The sequence below is a fragment of the Paenibacillus camelliae genome (assembly GCF_023715345.1).
GTDB classification, from domain to species: Bacteria; Bacillota; Bacilli; order Paenibacillales; family Paenibacillaceae; genus Pristimantibacillus; species Pristimantibacillus camelliae.
In genome coordinates, this window is the sequence record NZ_JAMBNY010000022.1 from 26,770 (window position 1) to 46,090 (window position 19,321).

At 44.7% G+C, this 19,321-nt stretch carries 22 protein-coding genes; all 22 read right to left on the minus strand.

The genetic code is table 11. The annotated features are described in order from the left end of the window. Positions 1 to 251 precede the first annotated feature (251 nt). The 22 genes from M3180_RS21320 to veg all read right to left on the minus strand — a co-directional run bounded on the left by M3180_RS21320 (position 252) and on the right by veg (position 19,235). A complete protein-coding gene (locus tag M3180_RS21320; RefSeq protein WP_251671267.1) occupies positions 252 to 743 on the minus strand; it encodes a S1 domain-containing RNA-binding protein in 492 nt (163 codons plus the stop codon). Positions 744 to 863: 120 nt separating this feature from the next. Beyond that, positions 864 to 1,160 (minus strand): FtsB family cell division protein, encoded by a 297-nt coding sequence (locus M3180_RS21325; RefSeq protein WP_251671268.1) that lies wholly within the window; start codon positions 1,158 to 1,160, stop codon positions 864 to 866. 3 nt (positions 1,161 to 1,163) lie between these two features. Continuing rightward, entirely contained in the window at positions 1,164 to 1,769 is a 606-nt protein-coding gene (gene yabQ, locus M3180_RS21330) for a spore cortex biosynthesis protein YabQ (protein ID WP_285855835.1), read from the minus strand. Next, complete coding sequence (gene yabP / locus M3180_RS21335; protein ID WP_251671272.1) at positions 1,766 to 2,050, minus strand: sporulation protein YabP; 285 nt, start codon at positions 2,048 to 2,050, stop codon at positions 1,766 to 1,768. Before yabP ends, yabQ begins: the two co-directional genes overlap by 4 nt. Before the next feature lie 122 nt (positions 2,051 to 2,172). Further along, positions 2,173 to 2,454 carry an RNA-binding S4 domain-containing protein gene (locus tag M3180_RS21340; RefSeq protein ID WP_251671274.1) on the minus strand — a complete coding sequence of 94 codons (282 nt, stop codon included), beginning with the start codon at positions 2,452 to 2,454 and terminating at the stop codon, positions 2,173 to 2,175. Between the two features lie 3 nt (positions 2,455 to 2,457). Further along, entirely contained in the window at positions 2,458 to 2,730 is a 273-nt protein-coding gene (locus M3180_RS21345; RefSeq protein ID WP_251671276.1) for an HU family DNA-binding protein, read from the minus strand. 177 nt (positions 2,731 to 2,907) lie between these two features. Next, positions 2,908 to 4,413, minus strand: coding sequence for a bifunctional methyltransferase/pyrophosphohydrolase YabN (gene yabN / locus M3180_RS21350; RefSeq protein ID WP_251671279.1), 1,506 nt, complete (start codon positions 4,411 to 4,413; stop codon positions 2,908 to 2,910). A gap of 30 nt (positions 4,414 to 4,443) precedes the next feature. Beyond that, positions 4,444 to 5,997 carry an oligosaccharide flippase family protein gene (locus M3180_RS21355; RefSeq protein WP_251671281.1) on the minus strand — a complete coding sequence of 518 codons (1,554 nt, stop codon included), beginning with the start codon at positions 5,995 to 5,997 and terminating at the stop codon, positions 4,444 to 4,446. A 785-nt stretch (positions 5,998 to 6,782) separates the two neighbouring features. Further along, entirely contained in the window at positions 6,783 to 7,325 is a 543-nt protein-coding gene (gene spoVT, locus M3180_RS21360) for a stage V sporulation protein T (RefSeq protein WP_251671283.1), read from the minus strand. A gap of 288 nt (positions 7,326 to 7,613) precedes the next feature. After that, positions 7,614 to 7,874, minus strand: coding sequence for a helix-turn-helix domain-containing protein (locus M3180_RS21365; RefSeq protein ID WP_251671285.1), 261 nt, complete (start codon positions 7,872 to 7,874; stop codon positions 7,614 to 7,616). Next, entirely contained in the window at positions 7,861 to 8,040 is a 180-nt protein-coding gene (locus M3180_RS21370) for a YvrJ family protein (RefSeq protein WP_251671287.1), read from the minus strand. The genes M3180_RS21365 and M3180_RS21370 overlap by 14 nt, the downstream gene beginning before the upstream one ends. Then, on the minus strand, positions 8,041 to 8,649 hold the full coding sequence (locus tag M3180_RS21375; protein WP_251671289.1) for a sigma-70 family RNA polymerase sigma factor: 609 nt from the start codon (positions 8,647 to 8,649) through the stop codon (positions 8,041 to 8,043). Positions 8,650 to 9,023: 374 nt separating this feature from the next. Then, the gene (locus tag M3180_RS21380) at positions 9,024 to 10,160 is read right to left on the minus strand and encodes a peptidylprolyl isomerase (protein ID WP_251671292.1); all 1,137 of its coding nucleotides are present in this window, start codon (positions 10,158 to 10,160) and stop codon (positions 9,024 to 9,026) included. Between the two features lie 70 nt (positions 10,161 to 10,230). Then, complete coding sequence (gene mfd / locus M3180_RS21385; protein ID WP_251671294.1) at positions 10,231 to 13,761, minus strand: transcription-repair coupling factor; 3,531 nt, start codon at positions 13,759 to 13,761, stop codon at positions 10,231 to 10,233. Positions 13,762 to 13,896: 135 nt separating this feature from the next. Then, positions 13,897 to 14,127, minus strand: coding sequence for an anti-sigma-F factor Fin (locus M3180_RS21390; protein ID WP_251671295.1), 231 nt, complete (start codon positions 14,125 to 14,127; stop codon positions 13,897 to 13,899). Positions 14,128 to 14,184: 57 nt separating this feature from the next. Further along, positions 14,185 to 14,745, minus strand: coding sequence for an aminoacyl-tRNA hydrolase (gene pth / locus M3180_RS21395; protein WP_251671296.1), 561 nt, complete (start codon positions 14,743 to 14,745; stop codon positions 14,185 to 14,187). A 12-nt stretch (positions 14,746 to 14,757) separates the two neighbouring features. Continuing rightward, a complete protein-coding gene (gene glmU, locus M3180_RS21400; protein WP_251671298.1) occupies positions 14,758 to 16,149 on the minus strand; it encodes a bifunctional UDP-N-acetylglucosamine diphosphorylase/glucosamine-1-phosphate N-acetyltransferase GlmU in 1,392 nt (463 codons plus the stop codon). 118 nt (positions 16,150 to 16,267) lie between these two features. Beyond that, positions 16,268 to 16,549: a septation regulator SpoVG gene (gene spoVG / locus M3180_RS21405; RefSeq protein ID WP_251671300.1), complete on the minus strand. Its 282-nt coding sequence runs from the start codon at positions 16,547 to 16,549 to the stop codon at positions 16,268 to 16,270. 225 nt (positions 16,550 to 16,774) lie between these two features. Next, the gene (purR, locus tag M3180_RS21410; RefSeq protein WP_251671302.1) at positions 16,775 to 17,605 is read right to left on the minus strand and encodes a pur operon repressor; all 831 of its coding nucleotides are present in this window, start codon (positions 17,603 to 17,605) and stop codon (positions 16,775 to 16,777) included. An 80-nt stretch (positions 17,606 to 17,685) separates the two neighbouring features. After that, positions 17,686 to 18,543: a 4-(cytidine 5'-diphospho)-2-C-methyl-D-erythritol kinase gene (ispE, locus tag M3180_RS21415; protein ID WP_251671304.1), complete on the minus strand. Its 858-nt coding sequence runs from the start codon at positions 18,541 to 18,543 to the stop codon at positions 17,686 to 17,688. Between the two features lie 103 nt (positions 18,544 to 18,646). After that, on the minus strand, positions 18,647 to 18,829 hold the full coding sequence (locus M3180_RS21420; protein ID WP_251671306.1) for a small, acid-soluble spore protein, alpha/beta type: 183 nt from the start codon (positions 18,827 to 18,829) through the stop codon (positions 18,647 to 18,649). A 130-nt stretch (positions 18,830 to 18,959) separates the two neighbouring features. Next, positions 18,960 to 19,235: a biofilm formation stimulator Veg gene (gene veg, locus M3180_RS21425; protein WP_251671308.1), complete on the minus strand. Its 276-nt coding sequence runs from the start codon at positions 19,233 to 19,235 to the stop codon at positions 18,960 to 18,962. Positions 19,236 to 19,321: the final 86 nt, after the last annotated feature.

Below are 19,321 nucleotides of genomic sequence, written 5' to 3' on the forward strand. Positions count from 1 at the left end.
AGGTAAAGGATGGATTGCCGCTTTGTCGGAAACAGGCCTACTTATTGGCGAATGGACTAGACTTACGCATGCAGATGATGAAAAGTGACTGAAAGTATTTGGTATATAAGCCAAAGTCGACATGTTAAGCTTTTCGTTCTACAGCCTGCTACGAAGCACCCGAGCAAGAAGCGTTGTAGGATGTTACGTGAACACAAAAAAGCAGAGCTTTCGCTCTGCTTGTTATCATTGAAGTTCAGTTGTTCATTATATTACATGCGCTTTGCGCCGCGACCACCGCGTTTACCTTCGGTGTTTTTCTTTAAAGATGAAATGCGCTCTTCACTATCCTTTAAGAACTTAGACATTCTATCCTCAAATGAAGGTTTGCTATAATTAGGCTTACCAAAGCCCTGCTTGTTGAATGGACGTCCTCCGCGATCATTATTGCCGCTACCACCACCGCGATTAAATCGCTCTCCGCTATTTCCTCCTGGTCGAGAAGGCGGAGCCTGTTCACCAGCTGGACGATCAACAGCTTGTTTGATTGAAAGGCCGATTTTACCATCTTTGTCCACATTGATCACTTTTACCGTAACGACATCATCAATTTTGAGATGATCCTTTACATCTTTAACATAGTTATCAGCGATTTCTGAAATATGAACCAGCCCAGTGACTCCTCCGGATAGATCAACGAATGCTCCGAAATTTGTAATGCCAGTCACTTTACCTTCTAATTTGGCGCCCACTTCAATTGCCATAAAATAAAATGTTCCTCTCTTAAAGTATTATTAGGACTACCTAAATAATAATATAAAAGGTAGCTTATAAAAGTGATTATAACCAAGGAACGAAACAAGGTCAACAGACAGGCACCACAGTTACTCACTAAAAATTTGCTGCTCTCCTTCTCTTACGAGCCCTTGTTCCTTGGTCGCAAGCTGAGACATATACTCTGGATCATTTAACAGCATCACTTTATTTTCCAATTCCTGAAGCTTCTGTTCCATTACGTCACGATTCGCTTCAAGTGATAATAGTTGTTCATTCAAATGGTCTTTTTGATACATCTGGTTAATGACAGTATATACCGCCCAGCCCATAAATAACACAATTAGAAATAGCCAAATCTTAAGTCTACGCTTCGTTGCAGCTTGAACCGACTTCCCTTGCACCATTCGCTACTTCCTCCTTAACCACGATGGCAGACGTTTCGCCGCTGCCAGCCATAACTGTTTCAGCCTCTCCATTCCTGATTTCCCGTAGGGTTCAAGCCATCTTAACAACGGTTTTGTTATCGGAGACAGCATCCATAGGACTAATTTTAGGATAGGACGAACTAATTGTAGCATAATTTTTCCGATTCCAATAGAGAACTTAGTCCCAAGATTTAGAATATAAAGGACAACCATCCATAGAAATAGGAGCGGCTTAACAATGAGCAGCTGGAACATTCGAATGATCCCAGATATCAGCCACTTTATGGCTTGAATGAGCCATTTTGTAAGTGTCGTGGTAAATGAGCTAAACAGCCAATAATATAATATGGCTCCTACAGCTAGTCCGATAAATACATATGCTCGTACCTCGCCATAATTACTTACATATAGCATTCGGAATACTAGAATAGCTGAGGCAATCCAATACGCTATATCGAGACAAGATAGAGTCCAGCGGGGGAATTTAAATTCAGATGACACCACACGATAGCCATCGAACAAAATTCCCATTCCTATGCCTGACATAATCATAGCTCCTAGCGTTAACCACTGAATCGTTAAGCTCATCGAAACAGCTTGCCGAATACACCCTTGCCTTTACTTGCATGGGTGCCATCAGAATAGGCGAGAGATTGAATCATACCTTCTATTGCGACTAGTCCTTGCTCAAGACTTAGATGCTTCATATGCAGATTATGTCCAGTTACGGTTAGCATGCCTAGTTCTGTATTCAGTAAGAACAACTGGTTATCGAAGCTCTCAACCTTCGTTACCCCAGTAAGCTCCAGCAGCTTACGATTCGTTAATCGTACGTCCTGCTGCTTCTGCTTTTTTTGCTGTTCTGACATAGACTCGTCCTCCACTTCAATTGTTCTGGTCTCCCTATAAAGTATGGAAGGATGCCTTAGTTTAGAACAACAAAAAAGAGAGCCTGCTGATAATTTTCAGCGTGCTCTCTTCTTAACAGCATCTATTCCCAATCGATAATGTTCTCTTTTGGGCGTGCTTCTTCTTTCAACAAGGTATACAGCTCGGCTGCCTCGTCCTTGCGTGTCGTGTCAGCGATTCGATCTACACGAACCGTTACAATCTTCTGACCGTACTGGATTTGCAGCTCGTCGCCTACCTTCACTGTACTGCTAGCCTTTGCCTCTCTACCATTTATCCAAATCCGTCCCTGTTCAGAAACATCCTTGGCAACGGTACGTCTCTTAATTAAACGTGATACCTTGAGAAATTTATCAAGACGCATAGATTACTTGATCGCTTCTTTCAGTTTGTTACCAGCTTTGAATGCAGGTACAGTTGTTTCTGGAATGTTGATGTCTTCACCTGTTTGAGGATTACGGCCAACACGACCAGAACGTTTACGAGTCTCAAACGTACCGAAGCCGATCAATTGTACTTTATCGCCGTTTGCTAGTGCATCCGTTACTTCTGCTAGAAATCCGTTAATTACGGTTTCTACATCACGTTTAGTAAGACCATTTTTCTCTGCAATGTTATTGATTAGATCTGTTTTGTTCATTGTTATATTCCTCCTGACAATGCATCCATAATTATAGGCTAGCGCCAATTAGTGAGGCTCAGTATGTACGTTCTGTTCTCACGAAGATTAATAATTCAACTAAAGTTTACAAAATCCTTCTTATTCCTATTAAATTTTTTACAAGATTTGCTGAATAAGCGTTGATTTTGACGACAATTAGTCATTTTTCATCTTCTTTGCTTCGTCCCACCATTGATCCATCTCTATTAAATTAGTATCGTCAAAGCTTTTATTATTTATACGAAGCTGCTTCTCAATATATTGAAATCTAGTTTTAAATTTGAGATTAGTTTTCGCTAGAGACTCCTCAGGGTCGGCTCCGATAAAGCGTGCTGCATTGACGACCGCGAACAATAGATCACCTAGCTCTGCAGCTTGCTTCTGCTGATCGCCAGACGCTAGCTCCTGCTTTAGCTCTTCCAGCTCCTCTGCGATTTTATCAAGGACAGGCCCGATGTCATCCCAATCGAATCCTACCTTTGCTGCTTTTTTCTGAAGCTTATAGGCCGTTAACAGTGCTGGTAAATCCTTCGGTATGCCGTCGAGCTGAGAAGGCCGCTTGGCTGCAATTCCTTTCTCCTTCTGCTCCTGCTTCTTCATCGCATCCCAGCTTTGAAGCGCCTCATCTGCGCTCTGAGCAGACAGATCGCCAAAAACATGAGGATGACGGTATATGAGCTTCTCATTCAAGGTCTCAATGACGTCATAGATAGAGAAGCTGCCTAGCTCTTCCTCCATCTGGCTATGCAGCATCAACTGCAGCAACACATCGCCAAATTCCTCCTGCATCGCTTGTGGATCATCGTTATCAATCGCCTCTAGTGCTTCATAAAGCTCTTCGATAAAGTTTTTGCGAATCGATTGATGCGTTTGCTCCTTATCCCAAGGACAGCCCTCTGGACTGCGTAATATCCGCACGATTTCGTGCAAGCGATCGAACATGCGGTTTTGTAGTGCAGCCTCCGAAGAACGAGGCACGTAAATGATCGACAGGTTATGGTAGCCTTGCAGGTGATCAAGCTCATAGAGTGGCACCTTGTGAATTTGCTCCTGCCCTGCTACACCTAACGCGTGACCAACGATCACTTCATAATCATCCGGATATCGCTCCATTAATGCAAGCTTAACGTCAGAGGCCGTAAATGAATCATATACTTGTCCAATAAGCGTATGTAGACGTGGCTGCAGCTGCGAAGGGTCTAGCTCCGCTGCATCCAGCAATACAAAGCCTTCAATAGGGTCAAACTTGAGAGAAGCGAATGCAGCATCTAAAAAGCTTTCTCCGCCTCGAACGCTTAGCTCAATACCGTTTTCCTCACAGCGTGTCAGCAGCTGCTGAACGGTGCTTTCTGCTACCATGGGATGACCTGGAACTGCATATACGATATGCGGCTCACTAGTCTCATGCTGTGCCAATCGCTCGACCTCTGCTACAAGTGCATCAACAATCTCCTTATATACATCTGGAAAGTTGCTATGGCGCTCATAGATGTCATCAAAGCTCGTATAAGCGATGCCTTCTGCGTCCAGCATCGTCATCATCGGATGATGCTTCGTCCGCACATACAATCTGTCTGCACGCTGCAGAAGCTTCCATACCCCTAATGTTAGCTGATCGGCATCTCCGGAGCCTAGTCCTACAACCGTAATTTTCTTGTTCATATTCTCGTCCCCTTATGCGTTACGTCCTCTTTATCCTAACCATGTTATTTCCTGCTTAGTCACCCCTCGAGTAATCCAAAGCGCTAAGCTATACGCAAGCGCACCAGCGACAACCGCCATTAGTGAATACAACGTCATCTCTAGCCTGTTCACACCACCTGTTGGCAGCAGAATGAGCTGAAACAAATATAGAGTAAGGCCCATCGTTAACATCGCCACTGCAGTCGATATAAGGGATTGCACAAGCGATGGGTTGTCCTTTTCTTGCACAGCGTAGCTGCTCATTTGTCGCACCGCAAGCTTTAATGCAATAGCACCGAGACACGCGGGCAACAGCAATGCAAAATTCGCTGCGATAGCAGCACCCGTAATGCCGTAGATTGGAACCAACCATATATTCAATAATGCCTTACTGCCTCCAGCGATGACAAGCAGCCAAAGCGGGAGTCGTGAAACACCAGCTGCCTGCAGCAGTGGTGCCTGCACCGCGAGCAGACTGCTCGTTAATGTCGTCAAGCAGAGATAACGAAACGTTTCTAACCCAGCAGTATCCTTGTACAGCATAATGTTTATTGGTTCCGCTAGCATAAGCAATCCTACGGTAGCCCCACAGCCAACAAACCAAGCCATACGATGCATAAGCAGCAGCCTTGGTCCTAATAGCCTCAGAGCGCCTGAATCAGCCCCATAATTCATCCAACGCGGTAAGAAGCCTGCTGCAAAGGCTCCAAGCAGCATAGAAACGAGCTGTATGAGTGGTTGGATTCGACTATATTGACCGAATTGAGCCATAATGTCCTCGGCTTGACCTTGCAATAAGCGAGGGATGCTTAAGGCGTCGACCACTGCAACAATCGGCACGACAATTGCCGCGAGCGCAGTAGGCAGCGCCAGCTTAACGAGTGATCTTGCTTCCAGCACGGACAGCTGAAAGCTGTGCCTAGTGAATGGCTGTCGTGGCCTTTGATACCAAAGCCATAATAAGGCTGCACCAGCACCAAATGCCGATCCCCACATCACACCAGCTGTTAGCTTACCATCTGACCATCCCATGGATAGACCAATCCACAAGGCAAGCAGCATACAGCACACACGTACGAGCTGCTCTATTAGCTGAGACAGTGAGGAGCTTCGTGCATCATCAATTCCTTGGTAAAACCCTCGATAAACAGCAATAAGCGGGGTTACACATAGCGCTGCTGCGAGTACGCGCAGAGAGCTGGCGATCTCAGGATGCCCGATCCACTCCCCAAGCATTGGTGCTGTCGTAAATACGATTAATGATAAAATAATTGCCGTTACACTGCTCATAACGAGCGCCACTCGTAGCGATCGCAGTCGCTCCTCGGGTCTAAGCACAGCTATGTATGAAGCAAGTGCGGTAGGTATGCCAGCGATGGCCAAAGCCATCATAAGCTGGTAAATCGGATAAACGATATTATATATGCCAAAAACAGCATCACCAGCTAAATTTTGTAAAGGAATCTTCTGCAGTACGCCAATAAGCTTCGTTAGTAGTGTTGCTGCCGTAAGCCATAGCGCCCCATAGCCGCTTAGCTTCAGCCAATGCTTTCGAATGCTCAAACCTCTCACACTACCTTCTTATGTCAGTTATGTACACCATCCCTCCATTATAAATGCCTGCTCGAAAAGTTCAACTTCCAGCGATCTGCTGAATTCAAGATTCGACGCCGATTAAGCCCTCAGTGCTGCTTCGTGATTAAAGCTGAACAATTTGAACTTCCCATTCCAATCAGGTTCTAAATGTTCGGCTTTCAGCACCGAGAAGCTTGGATGAAGCCTAAGGACTGAGAAGCGCAGCGTACGTAGTGGGTACGTGAGCATTCGAGGGCCTGGCTGAATTCAAGATTCGATGCCGAGTAAGCTTTCAGTGCTGCTTCGTGATCAAAGCTGGATATTTTGAACTTCCCCTTCCAATCAGGTTCAAAGTGTTCGGCTTTCAGCACCGAGAAGCTTGGATGAAGCCTAAGGACTGAGAAGCGCAGCGTACGTAGTGGGTACGTGAGCATTCGAGTGCCTGGCTGAATTCAAGATTCGATGCCGAGTAAGCTTTCAGTGCTGCTTCGTGATCAAAGCTGGATATTTTGAACTTCCCCTTCCAATCAGGTTCAAAATGTTCAGCTTTCAGCACCGAGAAGGTTGAAAGAAGCTAGGGGCATGAGGAGCGCAGCGTACGTTATTGGTACGTGAGCACCGGAAGGCCTCGCTGAATTCAAGATTCGATGCCGAGTAAGCTTTCAGTGCTGCTTCGTGATCAAAGCTGAACAATTTGAACTTCCTCTACAGCAAAAAAGGCTTCTGTCGCCTACAGCAACAGAAGCCCATATGTTCCACGTGAAAAATGTCGATTACTGTTCCATTTGCTTAGCTAGAAATGCTGCAGCTGTCTCAGCCATCTTCTGCTCTAGCTGTCCAATCTTCATGTTTTCATCCTTGCTTATAATGACAACGGTACCGATTGGGTCGCCTCCTGCGATGATAGGCGCTACGACGTAGGAGTTATAAGTGTCCTGGTTATCCTTAATGATCTCATAATTCCCGCTATTGGTTTCCATAAGCGTTTTTCGATTTTCCATACATGTTTCAAGGGTTTGTCCAATTGCTCGATCAAGCATCTCTTTCTTGGAAGCCCCTGCCACGGCAATAACGGAGTCCCGATCTGAAATAATTGTTATATGCCCTACGCTTTCAAATAGAGACTCTGCGTACTCCTTCGCAAAATCACCCAACTCACCGATTGGTGAGTATTTCTTAAGTATAACCTCGCCGTCACGATCAACAAAAATTTCTAGGGGATCGCCTTCACGAATCCTTAACGTACGACGAATTTCTTTAGGAATAACAACACGACCTAGATCGTCAATACGACGAACAATACCTGTAGCTTTCATCCTAAATACCTCTCTTTCACATCGATTAAAATAGCGTGAAATACCGCTTGTATAAAAACCAAAATGTACAATTAGTTTAGACCACACCGAACGCTCTCGGCGATGAATAGCGCTTCCATTCATGCCACATGTAACATTTTTTCTAACGATTCTAACAGCGTAGCCAAAAATTGAATCTGAACATAGTATTCATCCATATCTAACATCTTATACATTTTGTTGAATGATTTTGAATGAAAGAGAGGACTTACTCCATCGCATGAAAGTTATGCTCCTAGCTCGCTACCGCTATTGTGATTGCTCCTTTATCCACTCTTCCATCAATGAAAAAAAATGATCATGATTGGGAATGGACGTAAATTTATAGCTCTGTACGGACCGTATTATTTTCTCACGAACATGCTGAATCAATTCATTTCTTTCGTGATAATCCACTTCTGAGCAAATCTTCCTTAACAGAGGTTCAAACCTCGTAATAATTTGTTCCATACTTCCCTTATCGCCTGCTTGGGCATTGACGACAAGCTTAAGTAAATCATGTTGATCCATTCTTTTCACGCTCCTCTCTAAGCGTTTGAGTGAGCGCATTCACACGTTCACTTAAAGCCTCGATCTTCTTTTCAAAGCGCAGCAACAAAAATGCCGACACAGCAATGGGAAAGCCTAGCTCAGAGATAAAAGACGTGAGCATTGAAAGTAATGACGTATCCTGCAATTAACATACCTCCGTTCTATTCGGCATCATTTTTTTTCTCATTTTATTTATGGCGGCTCTTCGAGTTTTTGAAACTGCCTGTTGCGTTACATCAAGTAGTGCCGCGATCTCAGCATCCTTAAAGCTTCCTGCGTAGTATAGCGTCACGACATGTTTTTGCCGGTCAGTCAGTTTTATAAATTGCTCGTGAAGCTGCTCATCCTCAATTGTGCTTTCAAAGGCCATTAATTCATCCTCAGCAGCGGTACTAGTAGTGTATTGACTCTGCTTTTCAAGCAAAAAATCACCTACGCTGTTCCCATCCTCCTCATCGCCAGCCGGAGAATCATAAATTAATAAGCATCTATCCATATATCTTCTTCGTTTTCGATGATGATCAATAGCTGCATATCGAATCAACGATACCATATAGCTTGTAAACCGCAGGCTGAACAGAAATGAACTGAGTCTATGCTTAAAGTCCTTCATCTTCTCCTCAGATGGGTGCATCACGGCCTCCACAAAAAGAATAATGTGGTTGGAATTTTCAAAAAACTTACTGATCGCTCGATCCTCGAACAATGTTGGATGCAATTGCTGAAACATTAGAAAGACGCTATGCTCCTTCACCACAATCCCTCCTTTATATCGCCTTCTAATTATTAAAGTGTGTTTTCCATCGCATATTACAACCAAAACGAGAACATATGTTCGTATATTTAGGTAAAAAAATAGAGGGTGTCCGCTGAAGCCTATTATAAATTGAATCGTAACACTAAACAAGAACACAATGACCTAACTAATCCATGCACTAAAGTGTACTCTTTAAAGGCTGCTTTCTCCTAAAGCTTTTAGGCAAATATAAAAAGGAACAAGTAATAAAGGCTTCAGGTGCTTCACCTAGCTGTCCTTTACTGCTTGTTCCTTTTGCTAATGTTATTTATGTTGAGGGCTATGATCACGCACAGAGCCGCTCGTAGACTAGTCGTAACTTCGCTAGCTGGTTACTGTGCTGCTTCCTCAGACGTTGAGTCTGATTCAGCTCCATCTGTTGATTCTTCATTGGCAGCTTCATCCGTGGATGGTTCGTTTCCAGCCTCTTCCGTTCCCTCAGCAGCATCTGGTTCTGCGTTGTTAACTGGAGGAAGCGTAATATTGATCTCATACTCAGGAAGCTCTTTATTCATGAAATCGTCCATAACGGTATTAGAGAGCACATAACGAATCATGTCCTTCGTTGTTTGTGCAACAGCATCATACTCCAGCACATCGCGACCTTCAACCATGAGGATATGATAGCCAATTGGTGAAAGCACCGGATCACCAACGGTGTTCAGCTCCTGCGTATAAGCAGCTTCTTTTACCGGCTCATACCATCTGCCACCCATATAATCGGTGTAGACACCACCAGAATCCTTCGTCGCATCGTCAGAGTATTGCTTGGCTAGCTCGTCCCAGCTTCCGCCAGCGTCTAGCTTCGTTTTCACCTCTTGTGCAAGAGCAAGCGCTTCTTCCTCTGTACGAGACTTCGTTTCGCCTGTTTCAGCGTCTGGAACTGCTAGATTGATAACAATTTGACGGACATCGTACAACGAGTAATCAGCTTTATTATCCTCATACTCTGTCTTCATCATCTCATCTGTAATTTGTGAGTCGATGTATTTTGATACGGCACTGCCCATCGTTAGAAACGTTGCCACATCATTACGCGTTAAATCGTAGCTTTTTAGCTGCTCATTAACATCGCCTGACCCCTTCAAAATCTCTTCAAACTGCGTAAAGTTCGCTAGCGCTTCATCCTTCGCTTCTGTCTGCTGTTCTTCTGTTGCTTTTCCAGCTAGAACCTTGTAAACGATATATTGCTCAAGGATATATTCACGATAGCCTTCCATATCTAATATAGATGGATCCATGCCTTGCGTAAGCGCTAGTGCGGATTTGAACTTGTTAAACTCCTTATCTGTTACAGAGCCGTCTTTATAGGTCGCTACAACCTCTCCGCCCTCCACGTCAGCAAAAGTAAGACCTGGATTTAACTCATCATCTTTGCCGCAAGCTGATAGTAAGCCGATGCACAGCACCGCCGTTAATAAAAGCATTACGTATTTATTTATCTTCTTGTTTGTCTTTTTGTGAAGCATGTACAAGCCCCTTTCAAAAAATTAGAATCTGCTACTCATTGTAGCAGATTCGTTTATCAAAAAGCGAATTTTATGATGAGATCGTTTTGTGCAGCTCCTCTTCCTTTTGCTGCAGATCGACATAGTCAAACAAAAACTTCTCCGTAAGATGAAGCTTTTGTTCCATATTGAGACCTTTCCCACGTAGATCAACGTAGTATGAGGATTCTTCTTCACGTGCCTGCTTAAAACGATTCTCTAGCTTCATGCAAAGCTTATCGATATCTCGACGTATTGCTTTCTTTTTCGGGGCTTGATCGAACGTTAGTCTGAAATCCTCGCCGCGACTACTAATGCTAACGATACCTAGTGATGAGCCTAACGCCTTCAGCCTTGATACAGTCATAAGATTGAGAACAGGCTGCGGTAAGTCTCCGAAGCGATCCAGCAGCTCACCAATCAGCTCATCGGACTCCTCAATGGAGGATACAGCTGCTGCCTTTTTATAAATCTCGATTTTTTGCATGCTGTCATAAATGTATTCATTCGGTAAATACGCATCGACGCTTAAATCAATCGTCGTCTGAATGACCTTCTTCTCCTCAACAGCTTCACCGTTCATTTGCAGCTTTCTAAGCTTAATTTCCTCGGCAAGCATCTGGGAGAACATTTCGAAGCCAACAGAGGCAATAAAGCCATGCTGCTCAGCACCAAGCAGATTGCCCGCTCCACGAATCGATAGATCCCGCATAGCAATCTTAAAGCCTGAGCCTAGCTCCGTAAATTCCTTAATCGATTGCAGACGTTTTTCCGCAACCTCTGTCAGCACTTTATCACGCTGATAGGTAAAATATGCATAAGCAATCCGATTAGAACGCCCTACCCGGCCACGCAGCTGATAGAGCTGTGACAAGCCCATCTTATCTGCATCATGAACGATTAAGGTATTAACATTCGGAATATCTACACCGGTCTCGATGATGGATGTGCTGACAAGTACATCTGACTCGCCATCTAAGAAGTCCAGTATTGTCTTCTCGAGCTCCTGTTCACTCATGCGTCCATGACCAACCGTTACGCGTGCACCTGGCACAAGCGCACTAATTTCCTCGGCCATCTGGTAGATGCCTTGAACACGATTGTATAGATAATAGACTTGACCACCTCTAGCGAGCTCTCGCTCAATGGCCTCACGCACAAGAGCAGGACTATGCTCCAGCACATAGGTCTGCACTGGGAATCGATTTTCCGGCGGCGTCTCGATGACGGACAGGTCGCGCACGCCAAGCATTGACATATGCAATGTACGAGGAATAGGGGTTGCAGTAAGCGTCAACACATCCACACTCGTTTTTAGCTTTTTCAGCTTCTCCTTATGCGTAACGCCAAAGCGCTGCTCTTCATCGACAATAACTAGCCCAAGTGCGTGGAACACGACGTCTTGGGACAACAGGCGATGCGTACCAATGACGACATCCACCGTTCCATTCTTTAAGGCCTTGATCGTATCGTTTTGCTCCTTGCGTGAGCGGAATCTGCTCATTACCTGTACATTGATCGGGTAACCACTGAATCGCTCTCTGAACGTCTCATAGTGCTGCTGTGCAAGAATAGTCGTCGGGACAAGCACAGCCACCTGCTTGCCTTCCATCGCTGCCTTGAACGCAGCGCGCACAGCTACCTCTGTCTTCCCGTAGCCGACATCTCCACATAGCAATCGATCCATCGGACGAGCCTGTTCCATATCCCGCTTAATCTCTTCAATGGCACGCAGCTGGTCAGTTGTCTCCTCGTAAGGGAACATCGCTTCAAATTCCTGCTGATAGGTCGTATCCGCACTAAACGCAAAGCCAGGAGTAGCTTGTCTTTCAGCATATAGCTTGATCAGGTCATCCGCGATATCCTGAACAGAGGCGCGAGCCTTGCTTTTCGCTTTCGTCCATTCCGTGCCGCCCAGCTTATTGATTTTAGGCTCTTTCTCTTCAGAGGCGACATATTTTTGAATCAGATCGACTTGATCGACGGGCACAGACAGCTTATCGCCACCCGCATACACAATATGGAGGTAATCGCGATGAATACCACCTATCTCAAGCGTACCGATGCCGATATATTTCCCGATTCCGTGATTTTGGTGTACAACATAATCGCCAACCTTTAGCTCCGTATAGCTTTTGATGCGCTCCGCGTTATCCAGCTTCTTATCTACGCGGCGTGCCTTACGCTGCTTCTGCGTAAACATCTCGCCTTCCGTAATCACCACTAGGTTAGACGAAGGCAGCTCAAAGCCCTGCTGCAGGTTGCCCTCAAGCAAGGTAGGCGGTTTTATCTCATAGTCTTCCAGCACTCGATGCATCCGGTCTAGCCGCTCTTTCTTGCCAGCTAGCATAATAATCGTGCTTCCATTCTTACGCCAGCGCTCCATCTCAGACTTCAGCACGTTCATCTGACCATGGAAGTTCTGCATCGTACGAGTCGTGATATTTACTATGTTCTGCGGCTGGGTATGCGGGATTTGCTTCAAGAACAGCTGCAAAAACAACGTTGGATATTTTCTATGCATTAATATCTCATTCGTATCTCTAGCCAGCACGAAGCTCGGCAGAGACTTTCCGTTCTGCAGTAAATGCAAATTCCATTCTGACTCGTCCCGCTCCAGCTGCTTCGCCGTTTCAATAAGTCGGCTTGGTTCATCCAGCACAAGCAGCGTATCATCAGGCATATAATCTATCATCGTTTGCTTCTCAGGATATAGCAGCGAGATATACTTATATATTTCAGAGAAGTAGATCCCCTCTTTTAGCTTGTTTATCTCTGCTCCGAGCTCTTCACTTAGCTTCTCCTTCGCTGTACGGTCGCTCATCTTATCTAGCTGACCTTCTAGCAAATGGGTCGCATGACGCGCTGCCGTCTCCATCCGCTGCCTTGAAGCTACCACTTCCTGCGCAGGCGGTACAATGTATTGCTCCAGCCGTTCTACCGTACGCTGATCTGTCGTATCAAAGCTTCGAATCGAATCTATCTCATCGCCGAACCATTCCACACGAATTGCTAGCTTAGAAGTAAGCGGATAAAAATCAATAATGCCGCCTCGTACACTAAATTCGCCCTTTGTCTCTACAATGTCGGTTCTCGTATAGCCCATCTCAACGAGCTTATATATAAATTGATCGATTGCCAGCTCCTGCCCGACATTGATCGTAATCTCGGCTTCGATAATCGAATCCTTGCTTGGCAGATAACGTCTTATACCGGAAAAAGGAACAACAACTATCCCGCGATAGCCTTTCGCTAGCGAGATAAGCACGTCCATTCGCTGTGCAAGCGTCTCAGGACTAGATATAGCAGCTTCTGCAGCCATCAGCTCATTGGCAGGATAGAGCATCACTTTATTCTGTGGCATGCAATCCTGTAAATCCTCCGCAATTTTCTGAGCGGAGAACATGTTGTGAGTAACGACAAGCAGCGGTCTGTCTAGCTGCTGCTCCAGTGCTGCAAGAAAGACTTGGCGGGATGAGCCTGCAAGTCCAGACACCATCTGCTCCTTCATTCCTTTACTGAAGCCAGTTACTACGGATTTTAATTCTGAATCTTCTTTAAATAAATCAATTAGCGCTTTCAAAGTTTGAGGCACCTCATTTCTCAGCTACAGCATAGATATCCCTTATCACATCTCGCAGTATAACTTTATGATTTTCATGCACAAACAAGCCCTCCACAAAACAAATCTGTCTTATGGACGGCTAGTTTACATACATTACTGTAACGGATTGTTGACGAGATTTAGTTCAGGGTTACTGCTTAGCGCTTCATTGCAGTAATCACATACGAGATGAACGACGAGATCACCGTTTCCATCATACGTAATCATATCTTTACGTTCGTCAGCGGTCAAGGAATGCAAGCCCAGCTGATGCTCGGAAACTATTGAATTGTCAATCGTCCCCATATGTGATCTGCAATATTTGCAAATATAGTTTACAGCCATGTTATGCCTCCTGAAGGTCTTTTATAACCTTCAGTATGCCCAATTGCTTACAATCTATTACCCGTTATACTTCCCCATTGTATCCTCAAACGGATGAGTTAAGCTATATTCAATCGCATCACATGCATGATCAATCATAGCTGCCAGCTTATCCTGTTCATTTTTCGCAAATTTGCTTAATACATAATCAACAATAGCATATCCAGGCTCAGGACGAGAAATGCCCATACGGACACGATTGAAGGTTTGTGTATTAAGATGTGCAATAAGTGATTTAATTCCGTTGTGGCCCCCTGCACTGCCTTGATAACGTAGGCGCAGCTTGCCAATTTCCGTATCGAGGTCATCGTAAACGATCATACCATCAGCAATATCCTGCTTGTAGTAATCGATAAACGCACGAACGGATTCACCGGATAAATTCATATAGGTCATTGGCTTAATTAAAGCAACCTTAACACCAGCGACGTTTCCTTCGCCGATTAGCGCCTTACACTTGCTCTGCGTTACAGAGATTCCCCAGCGACGCGCTAATTCATCGATCACCATAAAGCCGACATTATGTCTTGTTTTTTCATAGTTGGAGCCAGGGTTACCCAGGCCTACAATCCATTTCATGACAGGTTCTCCTTATTTGCTTTCCTTCTTTGCTCTAGCACGTGCACGAATTTTATCGGCGTAAGCTGGTTTATTCTCCTGACGCTGGCGAGCGATAGCTAGGTCTCCTGCTGGTACATCCTTCGTAATGGTCGAGCCTGCAACAACATAAGCGCCTTCACCAACTTTAACTGGCGCAATCAAATTGACATTGCTGCCAATAAACGCATGATCACCAATTTCAGTCTTAAACTTATTAATACCGTCATAGTTCACCGTAATAGCACCGCATCCGATATTAACCTCTTTACCAACGACTGCATCACCGACATAGCTTAGATGAGATACTTTACTGCCATCATCAAGCTGAGCATTTTTTAATTCTACAAAATCGCCAACCTTGCAATTTTTGCCGACTTTACTGCCCGGTCGCAAATAAGCAAACGGACCGATGCTGCTGCCATCGCCAACCTCGGCTTTGTCCAGCACTGAATGCTTAATAGACACGCCGCTAGCAATGATGCTGCTCGTAATGTCAGATTGAGCACCAATAACGCAATCCTCACCTATCACGGTGCTGCCCTTTAGCACAACGCCAGGATAAATTACGGTATCTGCACCAATCTCGACCCCTGACTCGATATACGTTGATGCTGGATCGATAATCGTAACACCGTTAACGAGATGCTGACGGTTAATACGCTCACGCATCAGGCGCTCTGCCTCTGCTAATGCAACGCGGTCATTAACGCCGATTGCCTCTGCTAGATCAGCTGTACAGTAGCCTTGAACGATCTCCCCTGCGTTTTTGAAGATAGAGATAACATCCGTCAAATAGTATTCGCCTTGTGCATTGTTGTTCGTAATTTTGCTTAATGCTTCAAATAGCTTTTTATTGTCAAAGCAATATGTGCCCGTATTGATTTCCTTAACCGCAGCTTCTTCAGCTGTGCAATCCTTCTGCTCTACAATGCGTTCTACAAATCCATCAGCATTGCGAATGATTCGTCCATATCCGGTTGGATCATCAAAGGAAGCAGTCAATATCGTTGCCGCTGCACCGCTTTGCTGGTGAAGCTGCAGCATTTGTTCTATCGTACTAGCCTTAACAAGCGGGGTATCCCCACAGATGACGATGGTCGTGCCTTCTTCCTTCCCAAGCAACGCTTCAGCCTGCTGGACAGCATGACCCGTTCCTAGCTGTTGCTCTTGCTTTGCGTATTGGGCTTGATCTCCGATATAGGCCATGACCTGCTCCGCACCGTGTCCTACGATAACGACGATCTTCTCACTGTTCACTTGCTTAACTGTATCGATCACATGTCCTACCATCGGCTTTCCACCAACCGAATGGAGCACCTTATATTGCTTAGATTTCATTCGTTTCCCCTGACCTGCAGCCAGTACAATAGACATTACTTTCATCGACTTACCCCTTCCTTAATACCATTCCTCAACTGAATATATCGTATTATACAAAAAAAGAAAAGAGAGCTTCAGCTCTCTTCTCCCCCTTGTAAAAACAGTAACCAGTACATCGGTTTTACACAACTTCTTCGATTGCAACCTCATCAGCTGCACGCTCATATTCTGCTAATACAGCAGATTGGATCTTTTCTCTTGTAGCAGAAGAGATAGGATGAGCGATATCGCGGAATTCTCCGTCTGGAGTACGCTTACTAGGCATAGCTACAAACATACCGTTGTTGCCATCGATTACACGAATATCATGAACGACAAATTCATTATCAATCGTGATTGATGCAATCGCCTTCATACGTCCTTCAGAGTTCACGCGGCGGAGTCTTACATCAGTAATTTGCATTGTGTTCACCACCTTTGTCTATTGGAGACTTGGTGTATAATTCCACATTTTGAAGCTAAATCCTTCTTGTTTTTTGACAATTTTGATACTTTTTTTAATTTTTTTTTCGCAACTTAAAAGTATTCTACTGCATTCGACATAATGCGCTGAAATCAAGGTTTATACGACAAAAGCCAACAGATGCTATGCGCGATCGTAGCTGCGTTCAAAGGCTGTTGAAAGCAGCTAATCTACGCTAAAATAATTTCCTGGCACAACCTCGGCCTGTTTCATTTTCAGATCTACTGACGTTAGCTTTGCTAATGATACATAATCAGTTAATAAACGTTCATCGTTTTCAACTTCACCAGACTCTGCAAATACACCAACACCTGCAACCGTAGCATTGAATTCATGCAGTAAATCGATCATCCCTTGAATCGTTCCGCCGACTTTCATAAAGTCGTCGACAATAAGAACCCTTGATTGCTCCTTAAGCGCACGTCTTGCAAGCGACATCGTCTGAATTCGCTTTGTAGAACCAGATACGTAGTTGATGCTTACAGCGGAGCCCTCTGTCACTTTATTGTCGCGACGAACGATTACGACCGGAATATTCATGCATGCTGCCGTAGCATAAGCTAAAGGAATGCCTTTCGTCTCTACCGTCATCACAAGATCGACCTGTCGATCTGCGAATGCTGTCGCGAACATTTTTCCGACATCTGCTAGCAATTCCGGATGTCCAAGCAAATCCGTCATATATAAATAACCGCCTGGCAATACGCGATCAGGCTGCTGAAGATCTTCACAAACCTTTTGCATAATGCTTAATGAGGTTTCCTTAGGCATCATTGGTTTAAACATAACTCCGCCTGCAGCACCAGCTAATGTATGCAGCTGACCGATCCCCTCTTCCTCAAATACTTCCTTAATGATAGCAAGGTCTTCGCTAATCGAGGATTTAGCAGACTGATAGCGTTCTGCAAACGTAGTTAGTGAAATTAACGTATGGGGACGAGCAAGCAGGTACTGAGTCATTTCTACAAGCCGTGAACTACGCTTAAACTTTTTCAACGTATTCTCCCCCTCCTAAATCCGAATAATATAATGTCATTATTACATTTTTATACGGGTTTAATCAAGTGATTCCTTAATTAGGAGGTAAGCATACGAACAACATACACCTCTTTACAGTATCCACGAAGCCCATTATATATTCTAGATAGCTTTGCTTCCTTACTAACTAAGCCAAATACAGTTGGCCCGCTTCCTGACATTAAAACACCGTCGGCGCCTAATCGAATCATACTTTCCTTTAATTGCCGAACCTCAGGGTATAGATTTAACGTCACCTGCTCCAGCACATTGCCAAGCGAAGAGCACATTCCAGCGAACGATCCCGCTTCTAACGCAGCACGCATCGTTGCAACCGAAGGATGCTTGTCTACTTTGTTTACACGAAAACGACCATACACATCTGCTGTAGATACATTGATCGGCGGCTTCGCAAGCACGACCCAGCATTGAGGAGGATTTGCAATACGCTCCAGCTTCTCCCCTCGCCCCGTCGCAATCGCAGTACCTCCTGTTACACAGAACGGCACATCAGAGCCTAGCTCAGCGCCTAGCTGACACAGCTCCTCTTCCGAAATACCCAGCCCCCATAGACGATTAAGCCCGCGCAATGTAGCTGCAGCATCGCTGCTCCCACCTGCTAAGCCAGCTGCGACCGGAATTTTTTTATCGAGATGGATATAGACACCCTGCTTTACACCATAACGCTCTTTAATAAGCTGAGCTGCTTGAAAGGCTAGATTTTTTTCATCAAGCGGTATGTAACCGACTTGCGAGCTAATAATAATTTGATCTCTCGATAATGGTTCCATCTCTAGACGGTCCGCTAAATCAACCATCGTCATGATCATTTCAACCTCGTGGAAGCCATCCTCGCGCTTTCGTAATGCATCTAAAATTAAGTTAATTTTGGCTGGCGCTTTTTCGTATATTTTCATGAATCCTATTCACCCGTTCATTTTAGCATAGGTACATTATAGCAAACGAAAAGCAGAAAAGCTAAACAATGCTGCATCGTCAGCCTCGTTTAGCTTTTCGTCATTACTTATTCATATCGCGGGCTGCAGCTTCCTCAGCTATTTGAATGGCGCGCTTAACGATATTTCCGGCATCCTTAGCTTTTATGGCGCCCCAGCCTTCCTTCTCTACCGTATCTAGAATCCCGAGCTCACGAGCAATTTCCACTTTCAGCTGCTCAGACATTACTTTTCTTCTTCTGCCCATACGCTTATAGCCTCCTTAGATGAACATAAGCTTAGTATGTACAGATGTAACCATAGCATGCTGGCAAAAAAATAAGACGCGAGCAATTCGCGTCTTCACTGTGTTACCAATTCTATACGTAATACGTCCGTTATTGTTGAAGATGTGCAATACGGATTTCTCCTTCATCATTGCAAACCGTCACTTCTACCGATTCCGTTAGTATATCCGCATAGCTATAAGACACGCGCTTGAACGCGTGCTGATCTTCATCGAGTTTGACGATGAAGACAGAAGGGTAGGTTTCTTCTAACGTGCCAGTACGTTCAACCGTCTTGCGACGACCACCATTTGCTTTAAGCATAATTCGTGATCCAACATGAGCTTCTAAGCTGCGTTTTATTTCCAATAGCGTATTTTTTGCCATCGATCTACCACCTCTTTCCTTGTCCATTATAACGGAAATTGAGGTGTTTGTCAAATAAGCAAAATATTATATCAGTAGCTCAGGTT